The sequence below is a fragment of the Microbacterium jejuense genome, from assembly GCF_039544225.1.
Classification (GTDB): Bacteria; Actinomycetota; Actinomycetes; order Actinomycetales; family Microbacteriaceae; genus Microbacterium; species Microbacterium jejuense.
In genome coordinates, this window is the sequence record NZ_BAABLG010000003.1 from 34,410 (window position 1) to 51,293 (window position 16,884).

21 protein-coding genes are annotated in these 16,884 nt (G+C 70.2%); 12 read left to right on the top strand and 9 right to left on the bottom strand.

Features of this window, described 5'->3' with window-relative positions:
* Nucleotide 1 precedes the first annotated feature (1 nt).
* Nucleotides 2-1,981, top strand: coding sequence for a prolyl oligopeptidase family serine peptidase (locus ABEA46_RS04390; protein WP_345543152.1), 1,980 nt, complete (start codon nucleotides 2-4; stop codon nucleotides 1,979-1,981).
* A 61-nt stretch (nucleotides 1,982-2,042) separates the two neighbouring features.
* On the opposite strand, the gene ABEA46_RS04395 is transcribed toward ABEA46_RS04390, so the two are convergent.
* On the bottom strand, nucleotides 2,043-2,600 hold the full coding sequence (locus tag ABEA46_RS04395) for an HdeD family acid-resistance protein (protein WP_345543153.1): 558 nt from the start codon (nucleotides 2,598-2,600) through the stop codon (nucleotides 2,043-2,045).
* Nucleotides 2,601-2,703: 103 nt separating this feature from the next.
* Here ABEA46_RS04395 and ABEA46_RS04400 point away from each other — a divergent pair, with 103 nt between their 5' ends.
* The 3 genes from ABEA46_RS04400 to ABEA46_RS04410 are packed head-to-tail and all read left to right on the top strand — an operon-like array spanning nucleotide 2,704 to nucleotide 4,288.
* Nucleotides 2,704-3,297, top strand: coding sequence for a sulfite oxidase-like oxidoreductase (locus ABEA46_RS04400; protein WP_345543154.1), 594 nt, complete (start codon nucleotides 2,704-2,706; stop codon nucleotides 3,295-3,297).
* Nucleotides 3,294-4,019 carry an FAD-binding oxidoreductase gene (locus ABEA46_RS04405; RefSeq protein ID WP_345543783.1) on the top strand — a complete coding sequence of 242 codons (726 nt, stop codon included), beginning with the start codon at nucleotides 3,294-3,296 and terminating at the stop codon, nucleotides 4,017-4,019. The genes ABEA46_RS04400 and ABEA46_RS04405 overlap by 4 nt, the downstream gene beginning before the upstream one ends.
* On the top strand, nucleotides 4,016-4,288 hold the full coding sequence (locus ABEA46_RS04410; RefSeq protein ID WP_345543155.1) for a DUF6510 family protein: 273 nt from the start codon (nucleotides 4,016-4,018) through the stop codon (nucleotides 4,286-4,288). Before ABEA46_RS04405 ends, ABEA46_RS04410 begins: the two co-directional genes overlap by 4 nt.
* A gap of 13 nt (nucleotides 4,289-4,301) precedes the next feature.
* Here the strand turns inward: ABEA46_RS04410 and ABEA46_RS04415 are convergent, their stop codons facing one another.
* On the bottom strand, nucleotides 4,302-5,222 hold the full coding sequence (locus ABEA46_RS04415) for an AEC family transporter (protein ID WP_345543156.1): 921 nt from the start codon (nucleotides 5,220-5,222) through the stop codon (nucleotides 4,302-4,304).
* Nucleotides 5,223-5,309: 87 nt separating this feature from the next.
* On the opposite strand from ABEA46_RS04415, the gene ABEA46_RS04420 reads away from it, so the two are divergent.
* Nucleotides 5,310-5,759: a pyridoxamine 5'-phosphate oxidase family protein gene (locus ABEA46_RS04420; protein WP_345543157.1), complete on the top strand. Its 450-nt coding sequence runs from the start codon at nucleotides 5,310-5,312 to the stop codon at nucleotides 5,757-5,759.
* 347 nt (nucleotides 5,760-6,106) lie between these two features.
* Here ABEA46_RS04420 and ABEA46_RS04425 read toward each other — a convergent pair whose 3' ends face one another.
* The gene (locus ABEA46_RS04425) at nucleotides 6,107-6,835 is read right to left on the bottom strand and encodes an NUDIX domain-containing protein (protein WP_345543158.1); all 729 of its coding nucleotides are present in this window, start codon (nucleotides 6,833-6,835) and stop codon (nucleotides 6,107-6,109) included.
* Nucleotides 6,732-7,187, bottom strand: a complete 456-nt coding sequence (locus ABEA46_RS04430) for an MmcQ/YjbR family DNA-binding protein (protein WP_345543159.1) — start codon at nucleotides 7,185-7,187, stop codon at nucleotides 6,732-6,734. Before ABEA46_RS04430 ends, ABEA46_RS04425 begins: the two co-directional genes overlap by 104 nt.
* Before the next feature lie 53 nt (nucleotides 7,188-7,240).
* Between ABEA46_RS04430 and ABEA46_RS04435 the strand changes: the two genes are divergently transcribed.
* Nucleotides 7,241-7,723, top strand: coding sequence for a 2'-5' RNA ligase family protein (locus ABEA46_RS04435; RefSeq protein WP_345543785.1), 483 nt, complete (start codon nucleotides 7,241-7,243; stop codon nucleotides 7,721-7,723).
* Between the two features lie 27 nt (nucleotides 7,724-7,750).
* On the opposite strand, the gene ABEA46_RS04440 is transcribed toward ABEA46_RS04435, so the two are convergent.
* The gene (locus tag ABEA46_RS04440) at nucleotides 7,751-8,305 is read right to left on the bottom strand and encodes a hypothetical protein (protein WP_345543160.1); all 555 of its coding nucleotides are present in this window, start codon (nucleotides 8,303-8,305) and stop codon (nucleotides 7,751-7,753) included.
* A gap of 50 nt (nucleotides 8,306-8,355) precedes the next feature.
* Here ABEA46_RS04440 and ABEA46_RS04445 point away from each other — a divergent pair, with 50 nt between their 5' ends.
* Complete coding sequence (locus ABEA46_RS04445; RefSeq protein ID WP_345543161.1) at nucleotides 8,356-9,285, top strand: Rossmann-fold NAD(P)-binding domain-containing protein; 930 nt, start codon at nucleotides 8,356-8,358, stop codon at nucleotides 9,283-9,285.
* A 227-nt stretch (nucleotides 9,286-9,512) separates the two neighbouring features.
* Here the strand turns inward: ABEA46_RS04445 and ABEA46_RS04450 are convergent, their stop codons facing one another.
* A complete protein-coding gene (locus ABEA46_RS04450; RefSeq protein WP_345543162.1) occupies nucleotides 9,513-10,208 on the bottom strand; it encodes a hypothetical protein in 696 nt (231 codons plus the stop codon).
* A gap of 71 nt (nucleotides 10,209-10,279) precedes the next feature.
* Here ABEA46_RS04450 and ABEA46_RS04455 point away from each other — a divergent pair, with 71 nt between their 5' ends.
* Nucleotides 10,280-11,050 (top strand): TetR/AcrR family transcriptional regulator, encoded by a 771-nt coding sequence (locus ABEA46_RS04455; protein ID WP_345543164.1) that lies wholly within the window; start codon nucleotides 10,280-10,282, stop codon nucleotides 11,048-11,050.
* A gap of 34 nt (nucleotides 11,051-11,084) precedes the next feature.
* Here the strand turns inward: ABEA46_RS04455 and ABEA46_RS04460 are convergent, their stop codons facing one another.
* A complete protein-coding gene (locus tag ABEA46_RS04460) occupies nucleotides 11,085-11,957 on the bottom strand; it encodes a serine hydrolase domain-containing protein (protein ID WP_345543165.1) in 873 nt (290 codons plus the stop codon).
* Between the two features lie 23 nt (nucleotides 11,958-11,980).
* Nucleotides 11,981-12,550: a TetR/AcrR family transcriptional regulator gene (locus tag ABEA46_RS04465; protein ID WP_345543167.1), complete on the bottom strand. Its 570-nt coding sequence runs from the start codon at nucleotides 12,548-12,550 to the stop codon at nucleotides 11,981-11,983.
* A 79-nt stretch (nucleotides 12,551-12,629) separates the two neighbouring features.
* Between ABEA46_RS04465 and ABEA46_RS04470 the strand changes: the two genes are divergently transcribed.
* Entirely contained in the window at nucleotides 12,630-13,307 is a 678-nt protein-coding gene (locus ABEA46_RS04470; RefSeq protein WP_345543169.1) for a GNAT family N-acetyltransferase, read from the top strand.
* 65 nt (nucleotides 13,308-13,372) lie between these two features.
* On the opposite strand, the gene ABEA46_RS04475 is transcribed toward ABEA46_RS04470, so the two are convergent.
* Entirely contained in the window at nucleotides 13,373-13,636 is a 264-nt protein-coding gene (locus ABEA46_RS04475; protein ID WP_345543171.1) for a DUF6458 family protein, read from the bottom strand.
* A 179-nt stretch (nucleotides 13,637-13,815) separates the two neighbouring features.
* Between ABEA46_RS04475 and ABEA46_RS04480 the strand changes: the two genes are divergently transcribed.
* Genes ABEA46_RS04480 through ABEA46_RS04490 form a run of 3 tightly spaced genes read left to right on the top strand, consistent with a single transcriptional unit; the run spans nucleotide 13,816 to nucleotide 16,882 of the window.
* On the top strand, nucleotides 13,816-15,135 hold the full coding sequence (locus ABEA46_RS04480; protein ID WP_345543786.1) for an MFS transporter: 1,320 nt from the start codon (nucleotides 13,816-13,818) through the stop codon (nucleotides 15,133-15,135).
* On the top strand, nucleotides 15,132-16,046 hold the full coding sequence (locus tag ABEA46_RS04485) for a pseudouridine-5'-phosphate glycosidase (protein WP_345543173.1): 915 nt from the start codon (nucleotides 15,132-15,134) through the stop codon (nucleotides 16,044-16,046). The genes ABEA46_RS04480 and ABEA46_RS04485 overlap by 4 nt, the downstream gene beginning before the upstream one ends.
* Complete coding sequence (locus ABEA46_RS04490) at nucleotides 16,046-16,882, top strand: carbohydrate kinase family protein (protein WP_345543174.1); 837 nt, start codon at nucleotides 16,046-16,048, stop codon at nucleotides 16,880-16,882. Before ABEA46_RS04485 ends, ABEA46_RS04490 begins: the two co-directional genes overlap by 1 nt.
* The last annotated feature ends 2 nt before the right edge of the window (nucleotides 16,883-16,884 follow it).

Genomic DNA, 16,884 nt, shown 5'->3' on the forward strand with positions numbered 1-16,884 from the left:
GATGCGCGCCGCTGACATCGAGACCCTGATCGCGCTCTCGCGCCCCGACATCGCGCCGGACGGCACGTTCGCCGTCTTCGCCACCTCTCGTCCCGACATCGCGGCCAACCGCGGGGTCGGCCAGGTCTGGCGCGTCGAGCTGCCCGACGGCGCGCCGCGGCGCCTCACGCGCGGCACCGCCGACGGCGCGCCTCGGCTGTCGCCGGACGGCACCATGCTCGCCTTCGTCCGCGGTGACGCGAAGGGCAAGCCGCAGGTGCACGTGATCCCCGCGTCCGGCGGCGAGCCGGTCCAGGCGACCGAGGCGGTCCTCGGCGTCGAGGACTACGCGTGGTCGCCGGACGGCAGCTCGATCGCGTTCCTCGCCCGCGTGCCCGAGAAGGGTCGCTACGGCAGTGTCGAGGGACTGGATGCCTCCGCCGAGTCGCCGCGGCACATCACCGGCATCCGCTGGCACGCCAACGGGCTGGGCTACATCGGCGACCGCCCTGCGCACGTCTTCGTGGTCGAGGCTCCCGAGGCCGACGGCGAGCCGTTCTACGAGCCCGCCGCGGCGGTCCGCGACGACGACGCTCCGGCGCCCAAGAAGACAGTCGTGGCCGCAGAGGCCCGACAGCTGACCGAGGGCACGACCTCGCACGCCGGGCTGGTGTTCTCGGCCGACGGCAGTGAGGTGCTCACCTCGACCGACGAGATCGAGTCCTCCGTGCGCGACCTGCGCACCCGCCTGGTCGCGATCGCCGTCGACGGCTCGGGTGATCGCGAGGTGCTGGGCGTCGGCGCGGGCCTGTCGGTGTTCGACATCGCCGTCGCCGACGACGACACCGTCGCGGTGCTCGGTCACGAGGTCGGCGACGGCCGCGACTTCATCGCACCGGCCGTCGGGCTGTGGGTGCTCGAAGCCTCCGGTCCGCGCCGTCTGACGGATGCCGACGAGCTCTACCTCGGCGAGGGACACCTGAGCGCCGACGGTGACGGTTTCCTCGTCCACGACGGCACGCGCGGCCGCGTGCGCCTGCTGCGCGTCACGCGCGACGGCGCCGTGTCGGAGGTGCTCGGCGGCGACCTGGAGGTCGGCGGCCACGCCGCCGCCGGCGACCGCGTCGTCGCGGCGGTGGCGCGTCCCGACTCGTTCGGCGAGCTCGTGCTCGTCGACGGCGGCGTCGCGCACACCCTCACCGGCTTCGGAGCCGCGGCTGCGGCATCCGGGATCTCGCTCCCGCGCGAGCTCACCGTGACCGGCCGCGACGGCTACCCCGTGCACGGCTGGGTCGCGACGCCCGAGGGCGAGGGCCCGTTCCCGGTGATCCTGCAGATCCACGGTGGACCGTTCGCGACGTACGGTGTGCACCTGTTCGATGAGACGCAGGTCCTCGTCGACGCCGGGTACGCGGTCGTGTACTCGAACCCGCGCGGATCGGCGGGCTACGGTCCGGCGCACGGCCGCAGCATCCGCCAGCAGATGGGCACCGTCGACTTCGCCGACGTCATCGACTTCTTCGAGGGCGCGATCGCATCGGACGCGCGTCTGGACGGTGCGCGCGTCGGCGTGCAGGGCGGCTCGTACGGCGGCTACCTGACGGCATGGGTGATCGCGCACGATCACCGCTTCGCCGGTGCGATCGTCGAGCGTGGCTTCCTCGAGCCGGTGTCGTTCCAGGGCACGAGCGACATCGGGTCGTTCTTCGGCGACGAGTACGTCGGGATCTCGGCGGACGACATCGCCCGTCAGAGCCCGATGGCCGTCGTCGGCCAGGTGACGACGCCGACGCTCGTGATGCACTCCGAGCTCGACTATCGCTGCCCGCTGGAGCAGGCGACCCGCTACTACTCGGCGCTCAAGCGCCAGGGCACCGAGGCCGAGATGCTCGTGTTCCCGGGCGAGAACCACGAGCTCACCCGCTCGGGCCAGCCGCGTCACCGCGTCGAGCGCTTCGACGCCGTGCTCGACTGGTGGGCGCGCCACCTGCCCGTCGGCTGACGCCGGATACGAGAGGGCCCCGGGAGCAGCGCTCCCGGGGCCCTCGTCGTTCAGGCCCGGATCAGAGGTCGCCCTTGAAGGTGAAGGCGCGAACGATGTTGATGATGCCGAGGACGATGAGCGAGATGCCCAGGATCCACCAGAGCACGATCGTGCCCCAGACCGGCGAGAACAGCACGATGATGCCCGCGATGATGCTCAGGATGGCGAAGAAGATCGACCAGCCCTTCGACGACGCGTCACCGAGCGTCGACAGCGCGACGATGCCCTCGACGATCCACATGATGCCGACGAGGATGCCGATGAACAGCGCGAGCCACGCGGTCGACGCGGCGAGGTTGAACAGCGCCACGACACCGGCGATGATGAACAGGATTCCCAGGACGATGTGGCCGACGCGCGCCCATCCGCCCTTGGTCTTGGAGAAGATGCCGAGCCCGGCGTAGACGAGACCCGCGGCGATGGCGTAGATCGCGATGATGGCGGTGACGACCGCGGCGGTCTTGCCCGGCCAGACCAGGATCAGGATGCCGACGATGAGTGCGAGGACGCCGCCGATGCCGAGCGCGGTGCGGATTCCGTTGACGGCCGACTTGTCGGCCTCGGATGCGGTGGACATGAGGGGTGCCTTTCTGAGAGTTCCCTGAATGGAATGCGGCCCAAGCTTAGACCGTGCATCGAACTTCGTGATGACGACGGGCCGGACGGTGTAGAACAGCGTTATGCCTGTCATCTCCCGCGGATTCGGCGCACGGCGCCGAGACAGCGACCCGCATCTGCCGCCGGGGCAGTACCTCACGGAGGACTTCCCGGTCCTGTCGGCCGGTCCGACACCCCGCATCGACACCGCAGCCTGGCGCTTCGGCATCCGCTCCGAGTCCGGCACGGAGGTGTCGTGGACGTGGGACGAGTTCCTCGCGCTGCCGATCGAGGACGTCCAGACCGACATCCACTGCGTCACGCGGTGGTCCAAGCTCGGCACCTCGTGGCGGGGCGTCTCGCTCGACACGCTGCTGGAGAGCGTCGACACCGAGGCGTCCTATGCCATGGCGCACTCCTACGGCGGCTACACCACCAACGTGCCGCTCGACGAGCTGCGGGACGGTCAGGCGTGGGTGGCGTTCGAGTTCGACGGTGAACCGCTGGACCCCGAGCACGGCGGGCCGGCGCGACTGCTGGTGCCGCACCTGTACTTCTGGAAGAGCGCCAAGTGGGTGCGCGGCCTCACGCTGATGGACGAGGACGAGCCGGGGTTCTGGGAGCAGAACGGCTACAACATGCACGGCGACCCCTGGACCGAGGAGCGGTATTGGTGACGGTCGGCGGCTGGCGCGCTGCGCGGGTCGTGGAGGTCGCGGACGTCACCCCGTCGGCCCGCGTCCTGCGCGTCGAGGTGCCGGGGTGGCCGGGGAACGAGGCCGGTCAGCACGTGGACATCCGTCTGACCGCCGAAGACGGGTATCAGGCGGTGCGCTCGTATTCGCTGGGTTCGTACGGCGCGTCCGCGACGATCGAGCTCGCGGTCGACGAGATCCCCGAGGGCGAGGTGTCGCCCTACCTGGTGCGCGATGTGCTTCCCGGCGATGAGCTGGAGGTCAAGGGCCCTCTCGGTGGCTACTTCGTGTGGCGGGCCGGGGGAGCGGTGCCGGTGCAGCTCATCGCGGGAGGCTCGGGGATCGTCCCGCTGGTCGCGATCAGGAGGGCCGCGAGGGATGCCGGGGCCGCGGCATCCACTCGTCTGCTCTACTCCGTACGCACCCAGGCAGACGCGATATATCGCGATGAGCTGGAACGGGAGGCCGGCGACGGGGGAGCGGCGGTCACCTGGCGGTACACCCGTGCTGCACCGGACGGCTGGGAGGGGTCGGTCGGGCGGCTGGACGAGGAGGCGCTCCGCGAAGCGGTGTGGCCGCCGGAGCAGGGGCCGATCATCTACGTGTGCGGACCGACGGGGTTCGTCGAGCATGTGGCCGATGCGCTGGTCGGGCTCGGGCATCCCGCGGCGCGTATCAAGACCGAACGGTTCGGAGGTGCATGATGCGCGGTGAGATCGCGGCCAGCACGGTCGACGGCAATGCCGTGGCGGGAATGCTGTGGGACGTGTTCGAGGCCGACATCACGTCGGTCGTCGGCGTATGCGGCGGGTGCGGGTCGGCGGCGCCGTTCGCCGAGACGACAGTCGAGCTCGACGAGGCCGCGGCGATCGTCCGCTGCCGTTCGTGCACGCACACACTGTTCACGGTGCTGCGCGACGAGGGCGGCACACGCCTGATCCTGGGGATGCTGCACGAGATCGTGCGGGAGTGACCGGCAGCGCGGGTCAGCCCAGCAGCAGCGTCACGAGGATCAGCACCGGGACGCAGCCGATCGTGGTGAGGAAGACGGTGTCGCGCGAGATCGTCTCGCCGATGTCGTAGCGCTGCGAGTAGTTGAAGACGTTCTGCGCCGTGGGGAGCGCCGCGAGCACGGTGACCACGAGGACATCGTGCGCGCTTAGGCCGAACACGAACTCCGCGACCGCCCACGCGATGAGCGGCATCGCCACGAGCTTCAGGACCGTCGCCAGCACGATGTCGCGCCGGTGTCCGGATGCGCCGAGCACGCGCTGACCGTGCAGCGAGATGCCGTAGGCGATCAGCAGCACCGGCACGCACGCGTTCGCGATGAGCAACGCCGGCTGCAACACGACCGGCGGCAGCTCGATCCCGAGGACCGAGACCAGTGTCCCGAGCACCGATCCGAGCACGATCGGGTTCGTCGCCACCCGGGCCACGGAGCGCCAGAGCGACGTGCGGGCGGTGGTGACGGCATCCAGGATCGCCATCGTGATCGGCGTGAACAGGAGCAGTTGCATGAGGATCACCGGCGCGGGGTACGCCGCGCTGCCCAGCAGATACAGCGACAGCGGGATGCCGATGTTGTTCGAGTTGACCTGTCCGGCGCTCAGCGCGCCGATGACGGTCTCGCCGACGGAGCGCCGGAACGCGAACCTCGCGATCAGTGCATAGACGAGGATGACCGCGACCGCCGCGATCGCGGACACCGGCAGCAGCGACGAGAACAGCGTGTGCACGTCCGCCTGCGACAGCACCGTGAACAGCAGGAACGGCGACAGTACGAAGAACGTGAGGCGCGCCAGCACGGGGCGGGCGTGCTCTCCGAGCAGGTCGATACGGCCGAGGATCCACCCCACGAGGATGGCGACACCCACCACGACGAACCCGGTGAGCGATTCCAGCATGAGTCGAGCCTAGAGAAATCGTTCTCTGCGCGAGAATCGTGTGGCGCCGTCTGACAGACTGACTCGCTGAACAGATAGGGGAGTGGGATGCCGGAACCACGCGATCGTGCGGCCCGCAAGGCGGATCTCATCCTGGCGCTGACGGCGCCCGCCGCCGACGCGTGGGTGGCGACGGCATCGGCGGCGGGAGCGCCGCATCTCGTGCCGCTGTCGCTGACGTGGATCGAGGACCGAGTCGTGATCGCGTTGGATGCCGCATCCATCACGACGCGCAATCTCGCGGTGTCGGGTGCGGCGCGACTCGGCCTGGGGCCGACGCGTGACGTCGCGCTGCTGGACGTCGTGCTGGAGCGGTCCGTCGGCGTCGATGAGGATGCTGCGCTCGGTGCGGCGTACGCGGCGCAGGCCGACTGGGATCCGCGCGGCCTCGACGGCTACGTGTACCTCGTGCTGCGGCCGACGCGCATCCAGGCGTGGCGCGAGTCGAACGAGTTGTCCGGTCGCGTGCTGATGCGCGATGGGGCGTGGGTGGTCTAGCGGTCGCTCACGCGTCGGCGTGGGACGGTATCCAGTGCGCAGCAGCGGCCTCAGAAGGGGCTCATTCGCTGTGACCAGAAGTGTCGCGGATTTGCGTGGGGTTGCGTCGTGTCTTGCAGCGGCTTGCGTGACGGCAGATTCTGCGTCGTGCGCGTGCAGTTCGTCGTCGTCTTCGGTGGACGGCGTGGCTGTGGATGCCGGCGGCAGCCCCTTCTGGGGCGATCGAGGCGGAAGCGGGTCTGAGAGAGGCTGGTGGCATCCATTGGAGGTGCGCCGATAATGCACATTATGTCAACTCATTCACAGTCACCTGATTCTGCTGCCGAGGCCGCGGCTCCCCTGAACGTTCAGCCGAGCACGTCGGCGTCCGTCAGGATCGGTGCCACATAAGGCTGAACGTTCAGTTCTGAGACGGCTTCGGGCGCGAACCAGGCCACGGCGGCCAGTTCATCCTTTTCGAGCGTCAGCGAGTCGGAATCGAGCCGGCACTCGTACGCTGCGGTCACATAGGCGCAACGGTCGCCGTTCGGGTATGTGATGAACATCCGCTCCCCGCCGTAGACGCCGATGATCCGGCCGACGGTCGCCTCGACACCGAGTTCCTCACGGATCTCACGCGCGATCGCGGCGATCGGCTCCTCACCCGGCTCCAGACCCCCGCCGACGAGCGCCCACTGCTCATCGCCCTGCGATCTGGCGAGCAGGATCCTGCCCTGGGCGTCGCGGATCACCGCAGACACCGCAGGAAGGAGCAGCAGATCGTGGCCGACGCGCTCTCGAAGCGACGTCAGGTAGGCAGAGGCGGGCATGCCCGACAGCCTAGGACCGCTCTCCGTGCGCTCCGCGCCGATCTTGCTGACGCCGGATGCCCAGAGCCGCTCCGCAGAGACTCTGCGTCGTGTGTGGGGCGGCGATCGGCCGCGCCATTGACGCCGGAGAGCGAAGACGGCGCGGACCCATGCGGTCGCGAGCTCATCCAGGGCCGTTCGGATGGGCCAGGTCGTAAGCCCGCGACACCTTCTGCGGGACCACCATGCGCCACGCGTCCACGACGAACTCGCGCGCTTCACCCGCATCGAGCGCCTCGAGATCGGAACTCACCCAGTTGAATCGCAGGTCCGACGGCGCCGGCAGGCGGAACTTCTCGGGCTGGCCGCCGATGAGCCCGTCCCGCATCTCTTTCGGGAACGCGAACTCCATGGTCCGCTCGTCCCGTGAGAACGCGACATAGACGAGTTGCGCGACGCGGAACTTCAGCCGGCCGCGGACGATCACCTCGTATGAACGCTCCAGAGTCGACCCCAGCGCGCGGACATCTTCGATCGTCGCCATACCCTGCCTCCACTCAGCGACGATAGAGCGACCTGCACTCGTTGCGTCGCGTTCGACGGCTAGTCGCTCCACCCGGTAGGCAGCTGCAGTGAACACGGGTCTGCAAGACTCATGCCGTGCGCAGTGAAGACACCCCCCTGCAGTCTGTGGTGGTTGCGCTCCCGCATTCGCTCGGCGTCGGAGCGGTCCTCCGCCGGCGGGAGTGGCCGGCCCACGTGACGCTCGCGTCGAACTTCGTCGTCGACGGGTCGCGCGAGTTGCTGGAGGACGTCGTGCGCCGCATCTGCACCGACTGCCCACCGTTGACGATCCGGTTCGGCGGAGAAGCTCTGTTCGGTCCGGATCAGGACATCCCGGTTCAGCTGGTGGAGTCCGACCGCATCGTGGCGCTGCACCGGCGCCTCGCCGACGCGCTCGAAGACATGTCCGGCTTCGTGGCGGAGCAGCCGGCATTCTGGCGAAGCGGCTACCGCCCTCACATGACGCACGTGGCCGGTGTGCACACTCCCCCGGGCTCCCGGCAACAGCTGCGGTACGTGGCGATCGCCGAGCTGAACGCCACACGGGCGACGGCCTGGGCGGAGATCTCTCTGCCGGAGGGACCTGCGCAGCGCGAAACGCGCCGGTCATGACCGTGCGGGACGGGATCCGCACGCTCTTCAGTCGAGCGTCATCACGGACTGCTCATTGGTCGCGGTGTCGCAGGTCGTGATCCGCCACTTCGGCGTCCCGTCGTCCATCGTCCGCGCCATCTCGATGATCAGCGGGCTCGGCCACTGCTCGCCCGACGCCTGTGCCGCGTCGTAGGCGCCGCTGCCGGTGAGCTGCTGCTCCGCTTCGGTGAGCTCGGTCTCGTGCGTGCTCACGGGCTCCAGAGTCCGGACGTCGACGAGCGACTCCTTGCCGAAGCTCGGATCCTCCACGCGCTCGCCGAATGCGTCCTGCCTCGTGTCGGCGCTCCGGATCCGCCACACCCATTCGGAGTCGACGTACTCGAGTCGCAGCCCGACGATGCTCCCGCCCACTGCGGCCGATTCGCCCGGCAGCGATTCCAGGAAGTCGGACGGCCATGAGAGCTCGGGCGGCATGCAGGTGCCCGGGTAGTCGTCCCCGACGGCATCCGGAGGCGGCGCGACCGACGTTGAGCACCCCGCACATGCCACGGCCGCGACGAGCAGAACAGCGCCGGCCGCGAACCGGCGTGTGGCATCCATCGGCACTCCCTCGATCGCGGCTGCAGAGGAGCCTATGCCAGGGTGGACGGATGCGTGCGGTGATTCTCGGCGGGACGGGTGCGATCGGCGGGGCGACGGCATTGAGGCTGGCGACCGCCGGATGGTCGGTCGATGTGACGGGTCGCTCCCCCGAGCTCATGCCGAGGGCGCTTCACGACGCCGGCGTGCGGTTCCACGAGATCGAACGTGATGACACGCGGACGATCGGACAGCTCGTCGGGACCGGCGCCGAACTGCTCGTGGATCTGCTCGCCTATCGTGCTTCGCAGGCGCGAGCACTTCTCCCGGTGCTGGGTGCGGTGGACTCCCCTGTCGTGATCTCCTCCCGTGCGGTGTACGTCGACGCCGAGGGGCGCCACATCAACGGCGAGGAGCCGCCGCGATTCCCCGTCCCGCTCGCCGAGTCGAATCCGACGCTGCCGCCTGCCGGTGACGAAGTGGATCCGTACACGCGCGAAGGCTACGCGCCATCCAAAGTCGCGGTGGAACAGGTGCTGCTCGACAGCGGGCTGCCGATCACCGTGATCCGACCGTCGAAGGTGCACGGTCGCTGGGCGCGCAACGCGCGCACGCGAGTGATCGTGGAACGGATGCTGCGCGGCGACGAGGTGATCCCGCTCGCCCGGCGCGGGGCATCCATCGACCACCTCACCGCCGCAGACAACACCGCGGCGCTCATCGAAACCGTGGCGGGGTCGCCGGCAGCGCGCGTGGTGAACAGCGCAGATCCGGATGCGCCGTCTGCGGTGGAGATCGTGCGGGCGATCGCTGACGCACTCGACTGGGGTGGCCGGATCGAGCTGCTCCCAGGCGATGACGAACGCGGGGCACATCCCTGGGCGGCGCCGAACCCCATCGTGCTGGACACCACGGCATCCGCAGAGCTCGGGTATCGACCGGTCGGGCGCGGCATCGACCTCATCGCCGACGAAGCGCGATGGGTGGCCGCCACGCTCTGACGCGACGCTGACACGATGCCATAGGAGGACGCATGGTCGACCCGATGCACTTCGACGGACTGGCCGATCGCTATGCCGCGGCACGGCACGGGCATTCTCGGACCCCGGTGTGAGCGCATCCTGTCATGCCGGCGACTGGTCGTCGCACCACCTCGATATCGTCCCCGTCGGGTGATCGCGCTCCGCGGTCTGGCGTGGCTGCCGAGACCGCGGAGCGCGATGGGCGGTCACGCGTTCGCGGGCGCCTTGCTCCGCAGGACGGCGATCCCGACGACGGCGAGCCACAGGGCGGCGATCCCGTTGAACATCGCGACGGCGCCCCAGCCGTTCGAGGCGTAGAACTCCGAGGAGTTGTAGCCGAAGAACATCGACGGCACGCCTGCCACGTGCACAAGGGCGACAGCGAACGCCGACCATCCGACCCACGGCGCGAGGGCTCGCGTGCGAAGCACCGCGTACCCGAACGCCACGCCGAACACCGCGAGCAGGAGGTGCGAGATCGAGCCGTACAGCAGGTAGGTCGGTACCGTCCGGGTCGGATCGATCAGCTCGGCCGTCTGGATCGCGCTGCTTCCTTCGAGCCCTTTCGCGACCATGTCGACGATCGTCCAGGCGACACCGGCGGTGCCCGCCACAGTTCCGTACCACTCGAATCGCGCATCGCTGCGGCCGATCAGGAACCGCACCCCGCTCATGAAGATCAGGAACGCGGTCAGCGCCAGGAAGTTGAACAGCGTGCGCGTCAGGATCAGCCCGTCCGGCATGAGCGAACCGGTGTCGACGGTGCACGTGTTGCAGGCCGGCACCACGAAGTACAGCGGAAGCTCGGCGATGGCGAAGATCCCGCCGGCGATCGCGGCTCCCCCGATCCAACGCTGGGCGGCCTTCGGAAGCGGTAATTGTGTAAGCAATGAAGTGTTCATGGCATGCACAGTAGCCTTAACTGTGTAAGCCGTCTACTATTTATCTCGAAGTCGTCGAGAGGATGCCGCGCATGACGCCTGCCGCACCAGATCGCCCGCTCGCAGCCGAGGTGGACCTCGACGCTCTGCCTCCGGGCCTCGCGGCCGCGTGGGGCGTCGTGGAGGCCGAGGGGCGTCGTGGCCCCAAGCCCGCGCACAGCGTCGACGAGGTGGTCGAGGCTGCGACCGCGTTGGCTGACGAGGAGGGCATCGCCGCGGCATCCCTCCCCCGTGTCGCCGCCCGGATCGGGGTGAGCACGAACGCGCTCTACCGTTACGTGAGCTCGAAGGACGAACTGCTCGTCCTGGTCGCCGACCGCGCATGGGGCGACCCGCCCGCACTGCCGCAGGACTGGCGCGCGGCGTCGGCGATGTGGGCGCGGCGGCTGTTCGAGCAGTTCAGCGCCCGGCCCTGGCTGCTCGACGTGCCGCGAACCGTCCCGCTCACCCCGCACAACGCGGCCTGGCTGGACGAGTTGATCGGCGCGCTGGCGCCGACCGGCATGGGCGCGCAGCAGATGCTCAACTGCGCCTATCTGCTCGACAGCCACGCGCGATACGGCGCGGATCTGCGACGCGATGCCCCGACGCCGGCGGAACTGCGCCGCGCCAACCCGGATCAGCAGCGCGCGATGGGCGCGGTGCGCGAGTTCCTCGATGTGCAGCTGCGTGCGCGGCGGCTCGACGCTGTCGCCGACGTGATGCAGGAGCCGATGTTCCTCGCCGACGAGCCCCCGCTCGACGGTTTCGAGTTCGGGCTCGACCGCATCCTCGACGGCATCGCGGCGTACGTCGAACGGTGATCAGGCGGGCTGGCGCCCGGCATCCGTCCGCTGCTCACGCGGTGATGGCGTCCGCCGCGAACTGTGCGAGCAGGTGGTCGCGGGTCTCTTCGTGGGCGGTGATCGTCACGACCGACGTGCCGGCGTCGTCGATGACGACGTACTGGCCGTACTTGCCGTCCAGGCGCCAGCATGCCCCGGGTCCCTGCCACACGGCCAGGCCGTAGCGCGACGAAGAACCGCCGTAGGGCGTCGTGACCCAGTCCGCGTGCAGGCGATCGACCCAGTCCGCGCTGACGAGCCGGTCGGTTCCCCACCGGCCGCGGTCGCGCAGCAGGCGGCCGATGCGAGCGAGCTCTTCCGTGCGCAGTTCGAGGCCGGTGCCGCCGACGATCCACCCCTGCGGGCAGCGGTGCCACTGCGGGTTGTGGATGCCGAGCGGATCGAACAGCCGAGGCAGCAGCCAGTCGCGCACATCGCCGACGCGGGCGCCCAGCATCCGCATCGCGGTGTACGTGCTGGCGTCGCTGTACTGGAACGTCTCGCCCGCGCCGGCCGAGGGGCGACGCAGCATCTCCTGTGCGAGATCGGGCCACGGCGCCGGCTGGTCGCCGAACCATTCGAAGTCGATGCCGCTCGTCATCGTCAGCAGATGCCGCATCGTCACGCGGTCGACGCCCTCGCCGAGTTCGAAGGACGGCAGCATCTCGCCGACTGTCGTGTCGAGCGAGAGGATGCCGTCGTCCACGGCCATCCCGACCGCCAGCGCGCAGACGCCCTTCGACGCCGAGTAGACGTTGACGCGGTCGTCGCTGCGCCACCGGTGCTGCGCCTCCTCGTCGCCGACGCGGACGTGGACGCCGTACGCGCCCAGCCCCTCGGCATCGATGTCGGCGACGATTCTCTGCAGGACGGCGACGGCGCTCACGTCCAGCAGTCTGGCAGAGGTGGTCAGAGCGATCCGACCAGGATCGACTCGGCCACCTCGTACACGGCGGAGTGGTCCGGGAACTCGCCGAGCTCACCGGCGTACAGCAGATGCGCGCTGCCGATGAGGGCGAGCGCGAGCGCCGGGATGTCGGCATCCTTCCGGATCCACCCCACCTCGCGGCCGGCCGCGAGCACGTCGACCACGACGGTGGTCGCGTCCATCAGCAGCGGGATGCCGTACGCGCCATCGGACCGCGCCTGTCGCCGCACGTCGTCACGGCTGATGACCAGAGCGATCAGCGCGAGCGTCGTCGGCGTGAAGACCTGTTCGATGACATCGGCCACGGCGGCCGGCGCCGACACGGCGACGCGCGGCTCGATCGCCTGGATGCGTGCCGCGTCCTCGATCACGAGCGTGGCGAGGTACGCGTCGAAGTCCTCGAAGTGCCGGTGCAGCACCCCCTTGGCCACGCCCGAGGCGATCGTCACCGACCGGCTGGTGACGGCGTTCGGGCCGTCGGTGGCCAGCAGCCGGCGCCCCGCGTCCAGCAGCACGTTGCGGGGGTCTTCGAGGGCACGGCCGGTCGGCATTGCATCGGATCCTTGTAGTGGGCGGACGCCCACTACAAGCGGGCGCGCGCCCACTCTACTCTTCTGGCAGAATTCCGGGATGCCGCACCCTGACGCCCTCACCCGCCTGTGGCCCGCCTCCGCCGTCCGGGCGCGCGCGGGCGATCTGGAACTGCGCTGGATCGACGACGAGCTGCTCATCGAGCTGGCGGAACTGGCCGGGCGCGGCATCCATCGGCCCGACTTCATGCCGTTCGACCACCCCTGGACGCGCGGGACGGCGGACGAGGTGGCCCGCAGCGTGCTGATGTATCAGTGGGAGAGCCGCGGGCACGTGTCGCCGCACGCCTTCCGGCTGGAGTTCGCGGTGCTGCACCGCGGGGTGCCGGTGGGCGTCCAGAGCATCACCGCCAAAGACTGGACGGTCCTGCGCGCCGTGCAGAGCGGGTCGTGGCTCGGTCTGGAGCATCAGGGGCAGGGCATAGGCACCCGCATGCGGGCTCTCCTGCTGCAGCTCGCGTTCGCGGGGTTCGGCGCACACGAGGCGAGGTCGGGGGCGTTCGCCGACAACGCACCCTCCAACGGGGTGTCACGACGCCTCGGCTACGAGTCCGACGGGGCGTTCCTGGTCGCTCGCGAAGGCGTCGCTGCGCTCCACAACCGATATGTGATGTCTCGCGAGCGGTGGGGGTCGCAGCGCGCGGCTCACGAAGCGCTGCTCGGTGCACCCGTCGAGCTGTCGGGCGTCGAGGCCATCCGCACGCCGGCGAGCGACTGAGCAGCGCAGTGCGGCGCCCGGCGTGAGTGGAGCGGGCGCCCCGCGCGCCCGCTCCACGGCTGGGGTCAGAGACCGGCGGCGTCGTCGGGCGTGCGCGTCGTGCGCCGCGTCACCTGCTCCTCCGCGGCGGGATCGACAGCCGTGCGGGTCACGACGTCCGACCGGCGGCGGCGCATCATCAGCACGATGCCGACGAGGAAGATCACGACTCCCGCGCCCATCAGGATGTAGCCGAGCATGTCGAGGTTGACCCAGTCGACCTGAACGTTGAGAGCGAACGCGACGATGGCTCCGATCGCGAACAGCAGAATGCCTGCACCGATGCTCATGCGGAGCTCCTTTCCGGGGGTGCGGGTGGCACTCCCCTCTTTCGGGGACGGGTTCGTCCTGTCTAGAACGCTCGCGTGGTCACCGGGGTTCCGGCGAGGGGGTTGACAAAGCGGATGCCGGCGGCCAGGCCCGCTCCGGTGACTACGCTGGAAAGGTGCCCAGCCTGTCCCGCCCCGCCATGACGGGGCCGGGGGTGCGCGCCTGGGTGATCTGGACCGTGGGTGTCGCGGCGTATGTGCTGGCGATCACCAACCGCTCCTCCCTCAGCGCGGTGGGCGTCGACGCCGCGGCCCGGTTCGACGCCGATGCGGCGACGCTGTCGATGTTCGCGGTGGTGCAGCTCGCCGTCTACGGCGGCATGCAGATCCCCATCGGCGTGCTGCTGGATCGCTACGGCGCACGACCGATCATGACGGTCGGGATGCTCCTCATGGCGGTCGGCCAGCTGACGATGGCGGTCTCGCCCAGTGTAGGGGTGGCGATCCTCGCGCGGATGCTGCTGGGCGCCGGCGATGCGGCGATCTTCCCGGGCGTGCTGCGGCTCATCGCGACGTGGTTCCCCGCCCAGCGCGGGCCGATCATGGTGCAGCTGACCGGCATCGTCGGCCAGACCGGTCAGCTCGTCGCCCTCATCCCGCTTGCGGCGCTGCTGCACGCGACGACATGGAGCATCACGTTCGGCAGCATCGCCGGGCTCGGCCTGCTGTTCGCGGTGCTCGTGTTCCTGCTGATCCGCAACCATCCGCCCGACCGCACCGAGGACGTGTCCGTCGACACCGACACGGGGGCGATCCGGGTCGTGACGTCGGCCGTCGACACCGGCGCGGGCATCCGGGCGGCGTGGGCGCACCCCGGCACGCGGCTGGCGTTCTGGTCGCACTTCACCACCCCGTTCGCCGGAACCGCGTTCGTGCTGCTGTGGGGCATGCCGTTCCTCACCGCCGGTGAAGGGCTCACGACCGCCCAGGCGGCCTCGATCATGTCGCTCTACGTCGTGGTCGGCATGGTGCTCGGCCCGGTGATGGGCGGCCTGTCGCAGCGGATCCCCCACCTGCGCTCCCGCGCGCTCGTGCTGCCCACGATCGCCGTGCAGGCGGCCGCGTGGGTCGCCGTGATCGCGTACCCCGGACCGGCTCCGCTGTGGCTGCTGCTCGCTCTCGCGGTCGCTCTCGCGACCGGCGGCCCGGCATCGATGATCGCGTTCGACCACGCGCGCACCCACAATCCCTCGCACCGGCTGAGCACCGCGACCGGCGTGACGAATGCGGGAGGCTTCCTCGCCGCGCTCGTCGCCATCCTGCTCATCGGTCTCGCGCTCGACCTGCAGGGCGCCGGTACGCCGGAGACCTACACGCTGGACGCCTTCCGGCTCGCGTTCCTGACGCAGCTGCCGCTGTGGGCGCTCGGGGCGGTCTTCATCGTGATCGAACGCAAGCGCACCCGCATCCGGCTGGGCATGGACCCGCCGCGTCGCCCGCGTCGGAAGGAAATCCCGTGACAGGTCCCCTGGTCATCGCTTCCGAGGTGCAGGCGGCCGTCGCGGCAGGCGAACCCGTGCTGGCGCTGGAGTCCACGATCTTCACGCACGGGCTGCCGCGGCCGCGGAACCTGGACGTGGCGCTCGAGGCCGAGGCTCGCGTGCGTGCGCTCGGTGTCGTGCCCGCGACCATCGGCCTCATCGACGGGCGTCCCACGGTCGGCCTGACACCCGACGAGATCGAGCGGCTCGGCACCGCCGACGGCGTGGTCAAGGCGAGCGTGCGCGATGTGCCCGTCGCCGCCGTCAAAGGGCTCAGTGCGGGCACCACCGTCGCGGCGACCGCATACCTCGCGGCGCGCGCCGGTGTGCGCGTGTTCGCCACGGGAGGGCTCGGCGGCGTCCACCGGGGTGCCGCCACGAGCTTCGACGAGTCCGCCGACCTTCCCGCCCTCGCCGGGCTCCCCCTGGTCGTCGTGAGCGCCGGGGTGAAGTCGATCCTCGACATCCCGCTCACGCTGGAGCGCCTCGAGACCCTGGGGCTCGCCGTCGTCGGGTATCGCACCACCGACTATCCCGGGTTCTACGTCGCCGACTCGGGGCACGACATCGAGTACGCGGTCGACTCCCCCGCCGAGATCGCCGCGATCGCCCGCACGCGCGACGGCCTCGGCATCGCGTCGACGCTCCTCGTCGCCAATCCGCTGCCGGCCGAACGGGAGCTCGATCCCGCCGAGCACGACCGGGTCCTCGGGCGCGCCCTCGCCGCCGCCGAGGCCCAGGAGGTGTCGGGGCACGACACCACGCCGTTCCTGCTGGACTTCTTCCAGCGCGAGACCGGAGGCCGCAGCCTGGACGTGAATGTCGAGGTGTACCGCGGCAACGTCGACCTCGGCGCGCGCATCGCCCTCGCGCTCGCCGGCGACGCCTGATGCTCGTCGTCATCGGGGATCTGGTCGCCGACCTCATCGTGCTCGGCGGTGCGTCGCTGGAGCGCGGCACCGACAACGCCGCCGAGGTGCGGCTCACCCGCGGCGGGAGCGCCGCCAACGTGGCGGCGGCGGCCGGGCCGCGGCATCCCGTCCGCTTCATCGGACGCGTCGGGGACGACACACTCGGCCGGGCGCTCGTCGGCGAACTGGAGGGCGCCGGCGTCGACGTGCGCGTGCAGCGCAGCGGCCGCACCGGCTCGATCGTCGTGCTGGTCGACGCGGTCGGCGAACGCACGATGATCACCGACCGCGGCGCTGCCGCCGAGCTCGATGCCATCGATCCGTCGTGGCTCGAGGGTGCGACATGGGTGCACCTGCCGCTGTACGGCTTCGCGGTGCCGCGCTCACGGGCGGCGGTGAGCGATGCGGCCGCGCGGGCGGCCGGCGACGGCGCGGGCATCAGCCTCGACCTGTCGAGTGTCGCGACGCTGCGCGAGCTCGGTGCCGAGGCGTTGCACGCGATCCTTGCCGAGCTGCGTCCCGACGTCGTGTTCGCCAACGAGGACGAAGCGCGGATGGCCGCCGAGTTCGGGCTCGACGTGCCCGGTGTCTCCGTGGTCAAGCGCGGCGCCGATCCCGTGCGGGTGACCGTGGCTGGCCAGACCCGCGAGGTGCCGGTCGATCGGGTCGACGACGTGCTCGACTCGACGGGCGCGGGTGACGCCTTCGCCGCCGGCTATCTGGTCGCGACCCTGGGCGGTGCGGATGCGCACGCGAGCGCCCAGGCGGGCAGCGTGCTCGCGATGAGCGCGCTGCGGCGCCCGGGCGCCCTGTGACG